This is a genomic window from Cupriavidus basilensis (assembly GCF_029335485.1).
In the GTDB taxonomy this organism is placed as follows: Bacteria; Pseudomonadota; Gammaproteobacteria; order Burkholderiales; family Burkholderiaceae; genus Cupriavidus; species Cupriavidus basilensis_E.
This window is the reverse complement of sequence record NZ_JARJLM010000380.1, coordinates 1-17,607: the sequence shown is the minus strand read 5'-3', so window position 1 is coordinate 17,607 and position 17,607 is coordinate 1. Positions and strand designations below refer to the sequence as shown.

General features: G+C 61.7%; 16 protein-coding genes and 2 pseudogenes. 10 read left to right on the top strand and 8 right to left on the bottom strand.

Annotated elements, in window-relative coordinates; translation table 11 throughout:
- Positions 1-172: 172 nt before the first annotated feature.
- The 3 genes from P3W85_RS22670 (at position 173) to P3W85_RS22660 (ending at position 1,809) form a co-directional block, all read left to right on the top strand.
- Positions 173-631, top strand: coding sequence for a hypothetical protein (locus P3W85_RS22670; protein ID WP_276266434.1), 459 nt, complete (start codon positions 173-175; stop codon positions 629-631).
- Positions 632-792: 161 nt separating this feature from the next.
- Positions 793-1,257 (top strand): hypothetical protein, encoded by a 465-nt coding sequence (locus P3W85_RS22665; RefSeq protein ID WP_276266433.1) that lies wholly within the window; start codon positions 793-795, stop codon positions 1,255-1,257.
- 120 nt (positions 1,258-1,377) lie between these two features.
- The gene (locus P3W85_RS22660) at positions 1,378-1,809 is read left to right on the top strand and encodes a GNAT family N-acetyltransferase (protein WP_276266432.1); all 432 of its coding nucleotides are present in this window, start codon (positions 1,378-1,380) and stop codon (positions 1,807-1,809) included.
- Positions 1,810-1,930: 121 nt separating this feature from the next.
- Here the strand turns inward: P3W85_RS22660 and P3W85_RS22655 are convergent, their stop codons facing one another.
- Both P3W85_RS22655 and P3W85_RS22650 read right to left on the bottom strand, forming a co-directional pair.
- Positions 1,931-2,551, bottom strand: a complete 621-nt coding sequence (locus tag P3W85_RS22655) for an HAD hydrolase-like protein (RefSeq protein ID WP_276266431.1) — start codon at positions 2,549-2,551, stop codon at positions 1,931-1,933.
- 630 nt (positions 2,552-3,181) lie between these two features.
- Positions 3,182-3,997, bottom strand: a complete 816-nt coding sequence (locus P3W85_RS22650) for an aminotransferase class IV family protein (protein ID WP_276266430.1) — start codon at positions 3,995-3,997, stop codon at positions 3,182-3,184.
- Positions 3,998-4,148: 151 nt separating this feature from the next.
- Here P3W85_RS22650 and gcvA point away from each other — a divergent pair, with 151 nt between their 5' ends.
- Together gcvA and P3W85_RS22640 are read left to right on the top strand one after the other, a co-directional pair.
- Complete coding sequence (gcvA, locus tag P3W85_RS22645; RefSeq protein WP_035808735.1) at positions 4,149-5,084, top strand: transcriptional regulator GcvA; 936 nt, start codon at positions 4,149-4,151, stop codon at positions 5,082-5,084.
- A 465-nt stretch (positions 5,085-5,549) separates the two neighbouring features.
- The gene (locus P3W85_RS22640; protein ID WP_276266429.1) at positions 5,550-6,617 is read left to right on the top strand and encodes a patatin-like phospholipase family protein; all 1,068 of its coding nucleotides are present in this window, start codon (positions 5,550-5,552) and stop codon (positions 6,615-6,617) included.
- Between the two features lie 83 nt (positions 6,618-6,700).
- On the opposite strand, the gene P3W85_RS22635 is transcribed toward P3W85_RS22640, so the two are convergent.
- The 4 genes and pseudogenes from P3W85_RS22635 to P3W85_RS22620 form a co-directional block, all read right to left on the bottom strand.
- The gene (locus P3W85_RS22635) at positions 6,701-10,126 is read right to left on the bottom strand and encodes an adenylate/guanylate cyclase domain-containing protein (RefSeq protein WP_276266428.1); all 3,426 of its coding nucleotides are present in this window, start codon (positions 10,124-10,126) and stop codon (positions 6,701-6,703) included.
- A gap of 180 nt (positions 10,127-10,306) precedes the next feature.
- Positions 10,307-10,861, bottom strand: a complete 555-nt coding sequence (locus tag P3W85_RS22630) for a hypothetical protein (protein WP_017225571.1) — start codon at positions 10,859-10,861, stop codon at positions 10,307-10,309.
- A 218-nt stretch (positions 10,862-11,079) separates the two neighbouring features.
- Positions 11,080-11,481, bottom strand: a pseudogene (locus tag P3W85_RS22625) (tripartite tricarboxylate transporter substrate binding protein); the annotation flags it as partial.
- A 12-nt stretch (positions 11,482-11,493) separates the two neighbouring features.
- On the bottom strand, positions 11,494-12,411 hold the full coding sequence (locus tag P3W85_RS22620) for a LysR family transcriptional regulator (RefSeq protein WP_276266427.1): 918 nt from the start codon (positions 12,409-12,411) through the stop codon (positions 11,494-11,496).
- 137 nt (positions 12,412-12,548) lie between these two features.
- Here P3W85_RS22620 and P3W85_RS22615 point away from each other — a divergent pair, with 137 nt between their 5' ends.
- Positions 12,549-13,787, top strand: coding sequence for an FAD-dependent monooxygenase (locus P3W85_RS22615; protein WP_035808741.1), 1,239 nt, complete (start codon positions 12,549-12,551; stop codon positions 13,785-13,787).
- A 254-nt stretch (positions 13,788-14,041) separates the two neighbouring features.
- Positions 14,042-14,521: an NUDIX hydrolase gene (locus P3W85_RS22610; RefSeq protein WP_430869597.1), complete on the top strand. Its 480-nt coding sequence runs from the start codon at positions 14,042-14,044 to the stop codon at positions 14,519-14,521.
- A 250-nt stretch (positions 14,522-14,771) separates the two neighbouring features.
- Here the strand turns inward: P3W85_RS22610 and P3W85_RS22605 are convergent, their stop codons facing one another.
- Entirely contained in the window at positions 14,772-15,323 is a 552-nt protein-coding gene (locus P3W85_RS22605) for a TetR/AcrR family transcriptional regulator (RefSeq protein WP_017225576.1), read from the bottom strand.
- 110 nt (positions 15,324-15,433) lie between these two features.
- Here P3W85_RS22605 and P3W85_RS22600 point away from each other — a divergent pair, with 110 nt between their 5' ends.
- From P3W85_RS22600 to P3W85_RS22595, 3 genes are all read left to right on the top strand, one after another.
- A complete protein-coding gene (locus tag P3W85_RS22600; RefSeq protein ID WP_017225577.1) occupies positions 15,434-16,093 on the top strand; it encodes a DJ-1/PfpI family protein in 660 nt (219 codons plus the stop codon).
- A gap of 287 nt (positions 16,094-16,380) precedes the next feature.
- Entirely contained in the window at positions 16,381-16,584 is a 204-nt protein-coding gene (locus P3W85_RS45585) for a lipocalin-like domain-containing protein (protein WP_430869596.1), read from the top strand.
- Positions 16,585-16,658: 74 nt separating this feature from the next.
- Positions 16,659-17,141: a DUF2867 domain-containing protein gene (locus tag P3W85_RS22595; RefSeq protein ID WP_276266425.1), complete on the top strand. Its 483-nt coding sequence runs from the start codon at positions 16,659-16,661 to the stop codon at positions 17,139-17,141.
- Positions 17,142-17,235: 94 nt separating this feature from the next.
- Here P3W85_RS22595 and P3W85_RS22590 read toward each other — a convergent pair.
- Positions 17,236-17,607 (bottom strand): annotated as a pseudogene (locus tag P3W85_RS22590) (ISNCY family transposase); the annotation flags it as partial.

Below are 17,607 nucleotides of genomic sequence, written 5' to 3'. Positions count from 1 at the left end.
CAGTACGAAAGTACTGGGGGGTTTTGCTTTTGCGGCGCCGGAAATGCGGCAATGGTCTTGAGTTCCCGCCCGCGTCTGACAGGATAGACTGACGCCTTGGGCGGTGGTCGACAAAGTCGACAAATTCTCCATACCCTCTCTTTGATCCTTACTGCGCTTACGGGACGCATTCATGAACAACACACTCGATGCCATTTTCGCCGCGATCGATATGGCCGCAACAGACGCCACTGCCAAGGGCGACAAATGGATCGTGATCGATTGCGTGTATGGATACCTTGACAAGCTCGAAACGCACGACTACCAGCAGGTGCTGGCGTGCATCCTGGCCTTGATCGAGAAGTACCCCGAGTTGGACTACGGCGGCCCTGGCCCCTTCGGCACGTTTATCGAGGGGCAGCCCGTGGGTGCCTATACGCCGCAATTGCTCGATTCGCTGCAGCGCCAGCCAAGCTCGCAAGTGGTCAGCTGGCTGGATCGGACGATGCGGATGGAAGAGGAGGAGCGTGAGAAGCAAGGTGGCACAACGCCTGCCCAATTTGCACGGGCGCTAAAGGCTGTGCTGCTGCATCCTTCGGTTAGCGAGGACTGCAAGTCGTTTGCTCAGATGTGCCTGGCGGACATCGCCTAAGCGCCTGACCAGACGGAATGCCGGATCGACGCTGCCCGATATCGGCAGCGCGCCCGCCACTCCGACCGTCCGGTCACCGATACCGGCTTCGCTACGCGCTGATTTCACGCATACAATTTGCTCTCCATCAACGTTGTTTGGCACTTCCCAAAAGATCCGACGTGTTCGACACATCCGCACTGTCACGCTGGCTGGAGCTTGCCCGCGGCGATGCCATTCTCAAGAATCCGGACGATATCAACGCCGAGGCACGCTCGAATCTCTGGACCTTTTCGCCAAATGAAGACGAGTCTTGCCATATCAGCGGCGAGGACCTGCAGTCCTTTGTGCTTGCCATCCTGGAAGCGCGGCGGCAGTGGATGACGCAACCTGCGCTGCAGGGCATGATCTTCTACTGCTGGCACGACGCCCAGATACGCGCACTCCGGCTCAGCCTGGTTTCCAGGTCGCACGGACGATTGCCTTTCGGATGCAAGATCCGAACCGTCGAGAATCTGCTGGACATTACCGGGCATATCGTTGAGGAGGATTGGAGCAACGACAAGTACGCTGACGACTCCGCGGATACAACGACATCGTCCGATCTACAGTACGTGCTGCCGGTCTGGCGCTGCGGACTGGGCTAATATTTCCTTTACCAGCTGCTCCTGCAGCGTGCTATCCAAGTGCTCCGCGCAGCCCGCAAGATTTAATCGCCAAAGTCCGTGCAAGAACAGGGGCTTTCGCAACAACAACGGAATGAAGCTATGACTGCAGGTCGCCGTACCAGCCTGGATATCCGAAGGCTTTCCCCAACGGAATGGGAGCAAGCTTTTCCTATCATTTCTCAATTACGCTCGCTGGATGAAGCCGAGTTCCTGCGGCGAGTCCGCCGGCAATCGTACTCGGGCTACGAGCTTGTCGGAGCCTTTCACGACAACAAGCTTGTCGGCGTATTGGGGATGAGGCCCGTCCATACGTTGGCACGCGGCGCACACCTGCACGTCGATGACCTGGTGGTCGATGCGCAAGCGCGTGGAAGTGGTGCTGGTCACGCCCTGATGGCATATGCGGAAGCCGACGCGCGTGCGCGCGACATGACTGCGGTGTTTCTTGACGCGCGGCCGGAAGCAACTCCTTTCTATGAGCGCGAGAGCTATGCGCTCCATCCTGCTCCCTCGATGAAGAAAGTTCTCTGAACCTCCTGGTGGCTATTCTGGATTGAGCAGAGGCGTGCTCTTCGTCAGACACCCAGTGCTTCTATCAACGTGAGGCTGGGCCCTTCCTGCCGGGGGCATTGCCGGAACGGCGCAAGCTCTTCTACAGGACAAGCAGATCCGCCGGACAAGCCAGCAGCTTCTCACCGCATTGCAACTGCAACGCTTCCGGCGCCGTGTACCCCCAGGCAACGCCTCTGAACGCCATGCCAGCCGCCCTTGCGGCCTCGGCGTCGCGGATCTCATCGCCCACGTACAGCGCTTCATTCGGCCGCACGCCCGCCGACGAGAGTAGCGCTTGCAGCTTTCTGGTCTTGCCGAACATGGAAATGCCGCAACTGAAATGGGCAATCCTCTGACTCGCTGCGAGGCCGAGAACGGTGCGCACGAGGTCTTCGGCGTTGGATGTGGCAATGGCCAGTTTCACCCCGCGCTCGGACAATGCGTCAAGGGTTCCTTCCACGCCAGGGAAGAGCCTGATCTGCGCGATGCGCTCCCGCATGAGCCGCCGCATCTCGATGGTGAGGGCAGGCACTTTCCAGAGCGGCACGCCAAGCAGGCGCATGATGTCCCGCGCGGATTGGCCGCGTGCCTGCGTCAGAAGTTCGCCATCGAGCGAGCGGAACCCGTGGTGCCTTGCCGACACTTCAAGGGCCTGGAGAAAGCAGGCCATGGAATCGGCCAGCGTGCCGTCAAAGTCAAAAGCGATCAGCTTGTAGGTCATGGTCTTGCCGCCCGCCACCGTTGCGGGCCCGGTAGAGCATCGGCCCGAGCGCCCCGTCACCATGCGCCCAGCCGGGGCGCTCATTCTACAGGCCTGCTGGCGCATGGCAAGGATGGGTGGTTATAGAGCGGCGTTGGACCACATCAGGGACGCCTGCCGGGCGTTCGGCAATTGTGCGCAGTCACCCGCATCGACTTGACACCTGCCCAATGCCCGAACGCTGGCCGCCTTAAGCCCTGATTGCAGGAATAAGGCCATTTCCCCGGCTCTTCTCCCACAAGTTACCTGCGCCGGAAACGATAGAATTTGTCTGCACATCAGGATCTCCCGCAATGCCGACTCTTGTTGAATGCTGGACAGCAGCAATCCTCCGCCGTCGCTATAACGTTCGCTTTCTGCCAAGGCAGGTTCTCACGCGTGGGGCCCGGCAATTGGAGCGCGAATTTGGAGCGGTAAGCGCTGGCAAGGCTTCCAGCCAACGAAATAGCGCCACCGACCGGCGCCTGGGAGCGCACAGTGCTCCCCGCGAGCGGGAGCTGTAGGCTTCTCGACCGTTGCCGGCTCACGAAGGTCATCGGCCAAGGCGGACAGTCACCGTCTGCCTCATCATGCCGCGACACGATTCCTGCCTCATGGCGAGACAGGTTCTTCCATCTGATAGGCCCGGTGAAGCAGTGCCAGGAAGACCGGCGCCTCGGGCATCGGCACGGAACCGATCCGACTTACCGCCACTCCCGGCGTCCATGAGTTCATCACCGCCGCTCCGGCCAGGCCTGGCAGGCTGGCGAGCGTCAGCGGCTGGACGCGCTGACGGATGCCGAGGCGATCCAGTTGCCGGCGGACGATATCCATGGTCGTGCCTGCAAGCATTGCGGCCTCGGGCCACACTACCACTTCGCCGTCCCAAAAGACCAGATTCCAGATCGTCCCCTCGCTGAGACGCCCCTGAGCGTCAACGAAAGCGGCATCGTCGAAGCCTTGCCCAGCCGCCTGACGGAGGAAATACGTCTTGGACACTTCGCCAACGTGCTTCAGGGCCGGGAGGAACCGTTCGTGGGCAACAGCCGCCAGTGCCAGCGGGCCTCTAGGTCCGGACGAAGGCGGCCCGGTACGGACCAGTACTTCAGGTTCGGCATCCGCTCCGGCGGCGGTGAACTCACCCGCCGGCGAGTACACGGTGGCCACCAGCGAGACGTCCGCTGGCGCGCACGCCAGCGCCGCGCGCAGATGGGAACGCAACTGATCGTCGGGCAATGCACGACCGAACAGCGCTATCGAGGCAACCCTGAGCCGCTCGAGATGGAGATCCAGCCCGCGGACCCGGCCTCCACGGACCTGCATCGCGGTGAAGTGCGCATAGCCCGCGAAGGCGAGGGGTGCCAACGCTTCGATGGTGGCCGGCAGGCCATTGCGTTGAACGACAGGGGAAGACTGGCTAGCTGACATGGGCAATTTTTACTCCGGTAGTTGCGTGGAGCGGGCTTGGCGAGATCGCGTCCCGCACGCTTGAGCATGGTTTTTCACAACTATCTGCTATTGACCGCGCTTTGAGAAACGAGTATTTCTTGGCGGATCATTAAGTATGGCTTGAAGATCGATGAAGCGAATGCTGCCGGGAACACGAGCACTGAGGACCTTCGAGGCGGCCGGGCGGCACTTGAACTTCACGCGTGCGGCCGAGGAGGTGGGCTTGACCCCGGCGGCGGTCAGTTACCAGATCAAGGAGATCGAAGACCAGTTGGGCGTCACGCTATTCGCGCGCACCAGCCGCAGTATCCAGCTGACGCCGGCCGGCGCCGTTTTGTTCGAGGCGGCAGCCGACGCGCTCGACACCCTGCAGCGGGCCACCAGCCGGGCCCGGAGAATGGCTCGGGGGCCGGCACATCTGCGCGTATCGCTAGGCGCGATGTTCGCCACGAACTGGCTTCTGCCCAGGCTTGCGCGGTTCAGGGCGGCGAACCCGACGCTGGACCTGACGTTCGATATTTCCGATCAGGTACGGGACTTCGACGCGGACGATATCGATATCGCGATCCGCTTTGGCGCCGGGAACTACGAAGACGCGTGCTCGGTCCGTCTGTTCGACACGGTCGTCGTCCCGATCTGCAGCCCGAGGCTGCTCGAAGCCGGTTCCAGGCTGCAAACGCCGCAAGACCTGTTCGGCCACACGCTGTGCTACGTCGACTGCCCGGTCGACGGCATGGCCTGGCCCGACTGGCGCATGTGGATGGCCGCGGCCGGCGTCGACGATTTCGACGACAGCCGATGCGTAGCCTTCTCCGATTCGAGCCATGTCGTGCAGGCCGTGATCGACGGCGCTGCCATCGGCCTCGTCGAGCTACCCATGATTGCCAATGACCTGTCCCAAGGCCGCCTGGTGCGGCTATTCGATATCGGCGTCAGCATAGCGCCAGAGTTCGCCTATCATCTCGTCTTTCCGGAGCGCAGCAGCCAGGACCCCCGCATCCTTGCGTTCCGCCAATGGATGCGCAACGAGACTGCTTACACGGTCCGGAGCGACCTTCCGGGCTGACTTCGGGGTCGCTATATAGCGGGCGCCGGCTCGAAGTCGCCACCATGCTGGCCGAGGCCCACCACATGCCAAGCCTGGGGGGCGATGCCTGGCATTTCGCAATCCGCCGTCAGCCAGGCGGTGGCTCACCCTGCGCGATGTCGAGGCCTATCCTTGGGTGCTATGAGAAACGGCCAATCCGACGATTGCAGCCGAGGCCGCTCTCGGGTTGCATGTCTTGGCGACTGCGGTCCTGAGCGCCAACTGCCACCTGACCACTCAAGCGTCACATCTTTACTACACTTCAGGACAGCGGATCCCGTTATTCGACGTCCTGCTGGGAGCCTTGTTCGGTGGGCAGCCATCAGCGTTGGTAGCCGCCGATCGAACGCTTGAGGAAGCGTTGATTACGATACTTCACGCTACGCCCGCGGAAGCCGATACCCGGCGGGCACGCTCCCGTCCGCGCCACTAAGGAGCATTGGGATGGCTGGGAAGAACCGTAAGCAAACGGGTAACGGCGAACAAAAGCCGATTGCACTCGCTTTGCAGGGCGGCGGGATGCACGGTGCGTTCACGTGGGGAGTCCTCGACCGGTTACTGGAGGATGGGAGATTCGCCATCGAAGGCGTCAGCGCAACCAGTGCGGGGGCGATGAATGCCGTCGTGCTCGCCTACGGTTTGCTGCAAGGCGGGCATGACCTGCACAATCGGCACAACCGGGCGCGTCAGGCGCTGCACGAATTCTGGCTCGCAATCGCGCAATCGGCAGAGAGGTATAGCCCGTTCCGTTGGATGCCGTGGCTGAAGGGGACGCATAGCTTTGGGCTGAACCACTCGCCCTTGTATGCGATGGCGGACATCGTTCTTCGTATCCTGTCGCCGTACCAGTTCAATCCCAACAACATGAATCCGCTCCGGGATGTGCTGGAGAAGCAGGTCGATTTTGCGGCGTTACGCAAGCATTGTCCGATACAGCTCTATCTGTGCGCGACCAATGTCGAGACCAGCAGAATACGCATCTTTTCACACGAGGACATTTGCGTTGAAGCCGTGCTGGCTTCGGCCTGTCTGCCAACCCTGTTTCAGGCTGTGTCTATCGACGGGGAGCACTATTGGGATGGCGGCTATGCCGGCAACCCGGCAATTTTCCCGCTGATTTATCAGTGCAGTACGCGGGACGTCGTGATTGTCCATATCAATCCGATCGTGCGCCGTGGCGTGCCGACCACTGCCGCCGATATCCTCAATCGCGTCAATGAAGTGAGCTTCAACTCGTCGCTAATGCGAGAGATGCGCGCGATTGCCTTCGTGACTTCGCTTATCCAGCAAGGCAAGGTCGGGCGGGGCGAGATGAAGGAAATGCTGATCCACTCAATCAGGTCTGACGAGAAGATGAGCGCCCTCGACGTGTCCAGCAAATACAACGCCGACTGGGACTTCCTTTGCGACTTGCGTGACAAGGGGAGGGCAGAGGCAGAGATATGGATCAAGGAAAACTACGAGAATGTTGGCCAGCGATCGAGCATTGACATCAGAAAGGAATTCCTTTGAGAGCGATGATTGGACCGGAGCCTCGAGCAGATCGGTGTGGTAAATCCGGGGGCGAGCCAGCAGGTTGCACAGGAAAGGCCGTTCTACGGAGCATCCAGTAGTGCCTTGGCTTGTTGCCAGTCAGCGACGTCAAAGCCCTCACTGAAGGCGCCATGGATCGCGGTCAGGGTCTGGCGCGCGGCGTCCGTCTTTCCCTGCCGTCGCCATAGCTGGGCCAGGCTCAGCGCGGCCTGCAGCTCCAGCGACCGGGCATTCTGATGGCGGGCGACGGCGATGGCCTTGTGAAAACAAGCCTCGGCTTCTTCGTGGCGAGTGAACGCGCTGGATCCCACGCTCGGCTGCTGCAGTATCAGCTCCCCTTTGAGCCGATGCAGCGTCGCTTCATCAAGCCGCTCTCCTGTCTCTTCCGCCAAGGCCAGCGCCTCGCTCAGCACGTCGAGTCCGCTGTGGAATTCCCCAGCTTTCCCACGGGCTTCCGCGAGCAGGGCCAGAAGGTTCGGTCTGCCCAGTGCCGCGCCAGTTGCTTCGTAAGCAGCGAGGCCCTGGCGTATCTGGGCAATCCCCTCCTCATGATGACCTTGTTCAGCCAGCGCCCAGCCTTGCAGGATGGTTCCCCATGCCAGATAGATGGGAAATCCCTGCTCCCCCGAGACCGCGATCGCGGCTTCTGCATACTCGCGGGTCAATTGCACCTCACGTCGACATTGATGCACTTCGGCTGCGAACACGAGGCAAAGCGCAAGGTTAAAGGCGTCAGGGCGCTTCCTGGCAAGAACCAACGCCTCCTGGCAGCGCGTGCGAGCCAGATCCGGCATGCCCAGATACCACAGGATCCAACCCAGCGTGCTCATGGCATGTACGGCCGGGTCTCGCCCGTAGCCCATAAGAAAGTCATATGTTGATGGGTCCGGGCGTTGCAGTGCCAGCACCTCTTCCATATGGGCGCGGGCCGCATCGAGCTGGCCCAGGCGGAACGTGGTGGCCCCGAGTACACGATGCGCCTCCGCGAGCTGCTCCGGCTTGTGCGTATCCAGAGCCATGCCAAACAGCCGCTCGCCAAGCGGCAGCGCAACCTTGTACTGCGCCCGCAATTGATAGAACGCCCACAGTCCCAGCTGCGCCGAGAAGAAAGAAGGCGTTTGCCCACCCTGTTCGCACAATGCCAGCGCGCGCCTGTAGGTTGCCTCCACTTCCGGGGCGGCTTGACCCCGGGTGGCGATCAGGGCCGGCCCGAGCGTTAGTAGCAACGTGAGCTCCTGGCGCGTGCGCTCAGGCGTGTCGGGCAGTCGCTTGATCAGTTCAACGGCTGTGCCGAGGTGACGGATCGCTTCGATCTGGGCAGAACGCTGGAGGGCCTGCTGGCCGGCACAGAGCAGGTAGTCGACTGCCTTCGGGATGTTGCCGCTATGGCTGTAGTGGTGAGCGAGTTCGCCGCAGTAGTCCATCAACCGACTCTGGAACAGCGCTTCAATGGCCTGGGCGGTGCGCTCGTGCAGCGCGCTGCGCTGCTCGGTGAGCAGTGAATTGCCGGCAACTTCCTGAGTGAGGGCGTGCTTGAACGCGTACTCGACCTCCGGGAATGCGGGCCGCCCGTAAATGAAATCCCCCGCCTGCAGGTCGGCCAGAAGCGGGCGCAGCTTGTCGTCATCCAGCGCAGTAACGTGCTGGATGAGACTCAAAGGAAACTCCTTGCCGATCACGGCCAGGCTTTGCAACAACTCCTTCTGGACGAGGGGGAGCCGATCGATGCGGGCAGCAAGCACGCCCTGGACGGTGGTGGGAATGTGCAGTGAGGTAGGGGCCTTCTCAATGCGGTAACACCCAGGCTGGCCAACCAGGGCTTTCTCCTCAACCAGGGTCTGGACCACTTCCTCCATGAAGAATGGATTGCCTTCGGTCTTGTCCAGGATCAGCCGTTTCAGAGGCGCGAGTGTGCGATCGTCGCCCAGCAGCGCAGTGAGCAGGCCCTGGGCTTCGGCCGGGCCAAGCGGCTCCAGATGCAGTTGGACGTAATAGCCCTTGGGGCCCCAATCATGGGAGTACTCCGGACGGTAGTTGACAAGCAGGAGAATCCTGGCACCCGGCACATGGTCCAGGAGGACATTGAGGAAGGCCTCGGTTTCGCTGTCCAGCCATTGCAGGTCTTCGAAAAGGAGTTGAAGAGGCTGGTTGAGGCTTTCGCGGACCAGCAGGCGTGCGACCGCTTCGAACGTGCGCTGGCGCCGAATGGCAGGGTCCATGGTCGGCAGTGTCGAGTCGGGCCCGACGGAACCAATCAGGTAAAGCAAGTAGGGCAAATGGTCTTCCAGCGCCCGCTCCAGGGTGAGCAGTCTTCCGGTGACTTTCTCGCGGCAGCTTCGGTCGTTGTCTTGCGGGGTGATTTGAAAGTAATTTCTCAATAGCTCGATTAGCGGCAAATAGGCGAAGGCCTTGCCGTGCGAAACCGAGAAGGTCTCCAGCACCAGGCAGCCGTGCTGTGATCGTGCCTTGAACTCGTGGAACAGCCGCGATTTGCCTACCCCGGCCTCGCCTACCACCCCGACGACTTGCCCATGCCCCGCCTTGGCCAGTTCCAGGGCGTCGTGCAACTGCTCCATTTCGGTCTGGCGTCCCACAAAGCGCGCCAGACCGCGGTGCGCCGCCACTTGCAGGCGCGTGCGCAATGCCCCGAGGCCCAGCACCTCATATACCGCAAGCGGATCCCGGACGCCTTTTACGTGGGTGGTCCCCAGTGCCTTGAATTCGAAGTACCCCTCTGTGAGCCTATGGGTAGACTCGCTGACGAGGATGGACGCCGGCGTGGCGACACCTTCCATGCGCGAGGCGATGTGGATCGTGTGTCCCACAGGATCGTAGTCGGTGTGCAAGTCGTCCTTGCGGATCGAGCGCACCAACACCTCGCCAGTGTGGATGCCGACACGGATCTGAAGCGGTATGCCTTGGTCCAGGCGCACCCGGTCACTGTGACGACGCATTGCTTCCTGCATGCGCAGCGCTGCATACAAAGCCCGCAGGGCATGGTCCTCATGGGCAATGGGGGCACCGAACAGCGCGAGAATGCCGTCGCCCAGGAACTTGGCTACGTAACCCTCATAGTGGTGCACGGCCTCCATCATCAGCGTCACGACCGGGTCGATCAGGTGGCGCGCCTCCTCGGGATCCAGGTCCTGGATCAACGCCGTCGAGCCGGCCATATCGGCGAACAGCGCCGTGATGGTCTTGCGTTCTCCTGCCGTCCCACCCCGGGCTTCCATAGCAGCCTGCTCCGCCAGGATGCGCTCGGCCAGATGAGGAGGCGTGTAATGAACAGGGGCTGAAGCGCCAGACCTGGGCGCCGGGAGCGATTCTGACGGGGACTCGTTCAGGGGCGAGCCACATGCCCGGCAGAAGTTTGCGGCAGGGCTGGACTCCTCGCCACAACGCGGGCAGATCAGTGCGAGCCTGGCCCCGCACTGCTCGCAAAAGTTGGCCCTGGCGAGGTTCTCGAACCCGCAACCTGTGCAGTGCATATCGCCTCCTGACTGCAATCGCCTGCCTCAGATCATTAGACGCGCCATTGGCGTCGTTAGCAAGCCAGGGGGTACGATGGCCCTGGTGCAATCGGGCAGGATCAGCGCCGGCGGGGCGCTAATCCTGTGTTCGGCATGCCGAACGAGACTGGTATCGGGGTGACGGCCGTGTCTGTCTTATTACAGCGGTGCAGGCTGTGCCGGGGAGGGCTGCGTTGGCGCGGCTGGCTTCTTGTCGCTGGCGCCGCTATAGCTGAAGTACCTGGCCTTGGCGCCCTTGGCCCAGTACGCCAGGGTGAACTGCTTGCTGTCGCGCGCGTAAAGCATCTCGAGGCTGCCGTTGGCTGCCTCCCACTCGGCGTAGCCGTTCTCGGCATTGGGTTCGGTCTTGCGCTTGGACACGTAGCGGTCGTCGAGCTTCTTGCTGACTTCATCCAGCGCGGACCGATCGAACGTCAGGGTAATGAGCGCCACAGCGTCCTGAGCGTCGCAGTTCACAGTCGCGCGGGTCAGGCCCGGCAGATTGAAGCGGTCCAGGTGCTTGATCTCCACCGTATCCCCGCCGGCCCACGGCGCCACGCCAGTCTTGACGCGATTCGGACCGGGCGTCATCCGCGCGCACTTGGTCTTGCCAAGCTCAAGGCCGAGGGGCGCCGCGTCCTTGCCGGGCGGTTGTGCGTGCGCGGAGATTGACGCCAATAGGAGGGCGGAGAGCAGGGAGATCTTCTTGATCATGTCTTTGGCGAGCTTCGGGATCTCGAAACGAATATAAGGGAGATTCTACGGCCTGAGGCACCTCGCCCGGCCAGATGCTCCGCACGCCGGCCATTTTCAAACGTCAGTCCAGCCCTTCTTCTTGTATGGTGGGGGCCATTTTGGGGCGGTGGCGCCGGCCGGACATGGCCGACGTCTCCTCGGCAGCGTGCGGCGTTTGCAAGGGGCGTGCTGTCTCATTACTTGTCTTCCTGCCACGGCATATCCTTCCACAGCTGTCGGAAGCCAGCCTCGGCGCGCTCGATTTCGGCCGCGTACGGGCCGGGTGGCAGGTAGCGCAGCGGTGCGAACATCGCCTCGGCTTGTTGCTGGAACTGCGGATCGGAGGCTATTCGCGCGATGGCGTCTACCAGCTGCGTGCGCACGCTTTCGGGCAGGCCCTTTGGCGCAGCCGCGCCGCGCAGTGAGGCCAGCTCCATGTCGAAGCCCTGTTCCTTGAAGGCGGGTACCTGAGGTGCAAGCACGGAGTGGCTCGCGCCCATCTGGCCGAGCAGCCGGATCGGCGTGCCTCCCTTCTGGTACTGCAGTGCCCCGCCCACGTTGACGGCACCGATCACGATCAGCTTCCCGGTCACCGCGCTAGGATTCGACCTTTATCTCGAACCGCTCCCCACTCCATCCAGCCGCACCTGTATCAAATCCAGCAACGCCCGAACCCGCGCAGTCACGGAATGTCGGTGGCTGTACGCGCCCAGCAATTGCAGTGGCGCGGGGGACAGATCCAGCGGCACTTCCCGCAACCGGCCCGCAGCCAGATCTTCCTGGCATGGATAGGCCGCCACTATCGCGAAGCCGATGCCTTGCCGCGCGCCCGCCAACGCCAGTTCTCCGCTGTTGACGCGGTAGCGGCTGCGGACCGGCACCTTGATGATTTCGCCCGTGGCGTCCTGAAACTGCCAGGGCTGGCCCTTCAGCGCGCTCAGGGTGGTGATGCAGGGCAGGGACTTGAGTGCCCGCGCCTGGCGCGGCATTCCGGTCTTGGCTAGCAGGGCGGGCGCCGCGACCACGATGCTGGGCAGCGTGGCGAGTTCGCGGGTGATGAGGGTGCTGTCGTCCTGGCGGCCGCGATGGAAGATGATGGAGAGGTCCACGTCTTCTCGGAGCGCTTCCAGGCCGGTCAGGCGCGTGTCGCATTCCAGTTCCACGCCGGGATGGAGGCTGCAGAATTCGGCCAGGATGGGGGCTAGCAGTCTTGGCGCTTCGCCTGGCATGCACATTCTCAGGGGGCCGCGCAGCTCGCGCTGCACCGCGCCGAGTTCTTCTTCGGTGGAGAGCAAGGCGTCGAGCAGGGGTTTCGCGCGTTCGTAGAGTAGCCTGCCGGCTTCCGTCATGCGCAGGTGGCGGGTGCTGCGTTCCAGCAAGCGGACGCCCAGCCTGCGTTCCAGCGAGGCGACGTGGCGGCTGACGTTGGATGAGGGCAGGGCCAGCAGGCGCGCCGCGCCGGCGAAGCTCTGTTCGTCGACGACCGCCGTGTAGACGCGGATGGTATTCAGGTCGAGTGCATCGCGCATGATTATCCCGTTTAAGGTATGAAAGCAGCCCATTTTTACATACTAGTTCTCTGCATTGGCGGAATATAAGATGCCGTCTCGTCCGATGGACCGCCGCCGGCGGCGCGTCGGGGCGGCTTGGACAGGAGAGCTTCAGCGTGGAAATCGGAATACTTGGCGGCGGCATTGCGGGCCTGGGCGTGGCGCTTGCCTTGCGTAAGCGGGGGTACAGTCCCCGGGTATATGAGCGCCGGGCAGGGCCGGCGACCATGGGGGCTGGCGTGACGCTCTGGCCCAATGCCGGCTTTGTGCTGGAGGAACTGGGGCTGCTGCAAGACATCGCGGCAGCGGGCGGACGGCCGGTGGCAATGCGCCGCCAGGATGCTGCGGGCAATACACTAGGGGGCATCGATATTGCGCTGCTGGACCAGATGATGGGATATCCGACCCATACGATTCTGCGCCGGGACCTGCAGGCGGTGCTGCTGGACCATGCGGCGCAGGCCGGGATCCAGGTGGAATACGGGCATCGGGCGGTGGCGATCGACCTGGATGCCAGCGGCAAGGCCGTGGCGCGGTTCGAGAACGGGGTGAGCATCCGTCCGGACCTGCTTATCGGCGCCGACGGCCGTATGGATTCGGTGGCGCGCGGGTTCGTCGCAGGGGACAACACGCCGGTTTACCAGGGCTTCGTGAACTGGATAGGCGTGGCGCAGGGGCGGGGCGCGCTGGTGGACGATATCGCGATTCAGGATTATTGGGGCTCGGGCGAGCGCTTTGGTTGCGTGGCGGTCAGGCCGGGGCTGGTCTACTGGGCGGCGGCACAGGCGCGGCCATTGCCTGGGGCGGAGTCCGCAGCGGATATGCGCAAAGAGGTCGAGGATCTGTTCGCGGGATGGGGGGAGCCTGTCGCCCGCATCATCCGGGCGACGCCGGCGCACGCCATCCGGCTGATTGCCGTGCATGACCTGGAGCCGCTGCGCACATGGAGCCGGGCTAATGTGCTGCTGGTGGGTGATGCGGCGCACGCGCCGTTGCCGACGTCGGGGCAGGGCGCTTGCCAGGCGCTGGAAGACGCCTGGCATCTGGCCCGGTGCCTGGACGGGGCGGACGGCGGCCTGGATGAAGCCTTCCTGCGCTTCGCGGAGATCCGCGGGCCGAAGACCGCGAGGTTGACCGAGCAGGGCCGGGTCTTCGCGCGCGGGCTGTTCGCCACCGATCCTGAAACCTGCCGCATCCGCAACCAGCGCGCCAAGGCGGCCGATCCCTTGCGTGACGTGCAGGCTTTGGCGGCAGGATGGGCGCAGGGCTTGCCAATGCCCGGCTGCGCGGACGGCACACCAGTGGACGGCGCCGGCTTCGACAGCCTGTACCGCTTAAAGACCGTGCCAAACTAAACACAGCATGGCGTCTCCAGCCGCGAGACTCCTCACCGTGAACCGAGTCCAGTTCACGCATCGACATGGTGACCATCTCGGGCTTCGGCATGGCCGGCCCTCCAATCCAAGCGGATAGAGCGCCAGCATGCTCGCGTTAGCCTACGGGTACGACATTACTATTTGGCCTCTACAATTTTTTGCCTAGGCTAAGTTCAGATGTCCGGTCTCTGGCAAAGCTAGAATGTCCGCTGTGGAAATAACGAGAACATCCCGTGCGACTACGGCCTTCATCCCGACTATTGGTAGTGGACCACCTTCACCGGACACTGCTTTTCCGCTTTGCACATAGGCGTGGAGCACTTGCAGGGAAAGCCTATTGGGCGACTCCGGGTGGCGGAGTGGACGAGGGCGAGAGCTTCGAGGAGGCAGCATCCCGCGAGCTTTTTGAAGAGACAGGCATTGAGAGAAGCGATGTCGGCAAGCATGTAGCGGAGCGATCTTTTCAGATGCAGCTTCCCGACGGTGAGAATGTTTGGGCGGAGGAGCGCTATTTCCTCGTCAGGGTATCAAGCGATATCCTCTCGAAGGAGCATTGGACCTCGCTGGAAAATGAGGTAATGGCTGATAGCCACTGGTGGACGCTCCGTGAGTTAGCTGCTACGCGTGAAACGGTCTTTCCAGAAGACTTGGCATTCATGCTGGTCGCATGTGGAATTTCCGGAGACAACGGCTCAGTCAGTTGTACCGTTTAATGGCCATGGTAGGTGGTATAGGGAAGCGCAGCGCCATTTCGGCCGGGGCGGTTCATCAACCCTTCAGACACTCCTTGAGCGCTTGACGCCTTATCGAGGGGATAGGTATTCACAACGCAGCGGACCAAAGACCCCTCACATGCGACGAGATATCCAGAATCGTGCGCCGCCTAGCCCCCAACTGACCTGTATGTCAATCACAATGACTGACGACGTTGGATGGACTTGCCGTTAGGCCGGCAACGTGGTCTCAGGCGCGCGGTGGAAGTGTGTCTTTGAAGAGGGTAAACGCATCCTGCAAGAGCCTATTGAAGCGACTGGCGTCACGTCGCAGTCCTGCCTGCTGACCACCGATTAAGCACAAGTGAGCCGCCTGGCCGATTATTTCTGCATGGCTAGGCGAGCGAACCCATCGACGGCACGTTCTGACCGCGAAAGCCAGTCGAGTTGCGTCGACTCGTTGCTGAAACTCGGCCACCAACGGATCGTGCAGCGCCCACGCTCGGATGGCAACTTCCCGGCCCGGCTGTTTCTCGGCGGCAATGCTCAAATAGCGCATCAAGGTTTCGCTGGCGGTGCGTCCCTGCGCTGCATAGGCAAGCATCCGCTCCGTGTAGTCCTCTTCCCACTTGGCCAGCAACGTACGCACGAAGTCTTCGCGATTGCGAAAGTGGTGATAGAACGAACCACGGGTTACGTTCAACCGGCGAGCTAGGATTTCGGCCGAGACGCCGGCGTGTCCTTCTTGGTCTAGGGACTCAAGGCCAGCCGAGACCCAGTGGTTGCGAGTCAGTTTGCTCATATGTCTGCGCCATACAGGCTGTGTATGGTGCGATCTGGATTGATACGCTGCGAACATTAGCATAGATCGCCGCTGCATTTTGCACAGCAGCGTTTCTCCGGGAGTTCACCTTGAAAGAAATCGCACTGGTCACGTTCGACCAATTCACCGATATCGACCTCTTCCTAATGTGGGACATCTTGGGCCGCAACACCAAGGACTGGAACGTGCGCATCCTGGCGTCTAGTTCTATCGTGCGATCGGCGAACGGACTGTCGGTTTCGGCACATGGCTCTCTCTCTGAGGCCAATCACGCCGATGCAGTGTTGTTTGCCAGCGGCAAGCAGGGCATACCTGCAGCGCTTGCTCATCCGGATTTCCTATCATCCTTCCAACTCGATCCCACACGACAGTTCATTGGCTCCATCTGTGCAGGTGCCTTCATCCTTGAACGACTTGGACTGCTTCCTGGTGGTCGTGCGACAACTCATCCGGATGCGCGCGAAGGCTTTCAAGCTCTAGGGCTGGAGTTAGTGGACCAGCCCCTGGTATGCCAAGGAAGCGTCGCGACGGCTGGAGGCTGCCTTGCTGCGCTCTATCTGGTGGGGTGGCTGGTGGAATCCCTGTTCGATATCGAGAAACGACGCGCCACACTGTTGCCGGTGCTGCCGGCTGGACAGCAGGAACTTTACGGCGCACTGATCGGGCTCAGTATCCGGCAAGGCTTTGGCCAGATGGCCCACGGCAGACCTTGTATCGGCACATTTCCCCCAAAAGTGAATTGCGCCTGATGGCGTGAAGCCAATCGCCCGTGTCTGACTTGCAGGTTGGCGAAACCAAGGAGAGATGAGATGGCTATGTCCGACATCGAAGCCCACCCGTTGTCCGGGTGGTGGAAGATTTTATCTTTTCAGGTCGAGTTCGAGGATACAGGCGAGCGCGCGGACACATACGGTGTCGAACCACTCGGCCATATAGTCATCGAACGCGATAGGATGATGTCGATACTCACATCCAGAGAGCGCCTGAATAGCGATCCGGCGGCCCTTTTCGAGACAATGATTGCTTATTCTGGTTTGTGTTGTGTCGTGTCGAGGATGAGGACAAACTCATCGTCAAGGTCGACACGGCTTGGCATCCAGCCTGGATTGGCACCGAGCAGGTTCGGTTCTTCAAAGTAGATCGCGGCGTCCTAGCGATAACAACTGCGTGGCAGATCCATCCATCGTTCCCGGGGCGAATGGCTCGCGGTGTGCTGATGGCACAGAGAAACAATGTCTAGCGCAGGCTCGCGCTAAACCCAAGCCATGGAGAGATTGGTTGATGATCAATGCCCATAGAGCTCATGCGATACCCATGCCATCCGACAGCATCCTGGCGCCGCTTTATAGGAGCGCGGACCTGCTGGATGCGTATGCGGTTCAGTTGCCGGCGGGGGCCAGCGACGATCTCGAAGTGTTGGCGCGCGCTGGATTCGAGCGGCAGGCGTGGTGGATTCGTGCGCTGACGCGGGTACGGGACACGATTATGGCGACAGTCGGCGTCAAATCGTCTCGTGCGGTCGGTATTGCTGCGGCGGCGCGAGGGCCGGTGATCGGTTTCTTTCCACTGCGGTCGAAGAGTGCGGGGGAACTGGTGATGGGCGAGGACGATCGGCATCTCGACTTCCGGCTCGCGATCCAGCTGCGCGCGGGTGCGGCAGGCGGCAGGGAACTCGTCCTGGTGACCGTAGTGCATTGCCATAACTTGCTGGGACGGACGTACCTCGCGGTAATCACACCGTTCCACCGTGTAATCGCGCGGGCTAGTCTGGAACAGGCGGCAAGCCGTGCTGTCTGATGTGGCTGGAAGCGGACATTCTGATTTGGCCTTTACATTACGTGTCCAGGCTAGATTCAGATGTCCTCCCGCTGGCTAGATCAGAATGTCCGGTTTAATGCAGGATGGTTTTGATTCTTTTGCGTCTTTTTCTTGGCTGTTTCCGTAAGGCAGTCGAGCTGGCCTGAGGCGGTAAGGTATCTACAGGGTGGGGCGGTTGCGCCAGTTCATCGATGGCGCGACGCAAGTCTTCCGCATTCAGTTGCCGTTGTGGTTTCGTACCTGGTGTCGCCTGTTCGGGCCGTTGCCGCGGTTTTTGACCGGTCAGCGTGCGCGACGGTGTCCCTAGGATGCGACGATTGTCGCGCTGGGCCTGCACGCGCTGGGCGATCTCCAGCACATGCCCCAGCCGCTTGTTTTCCACCACCGCGCCCTGGTCGATCTCGGACAGCCGGTCATAGAGGACGTAGGGCAGGGAAGTCCCGTC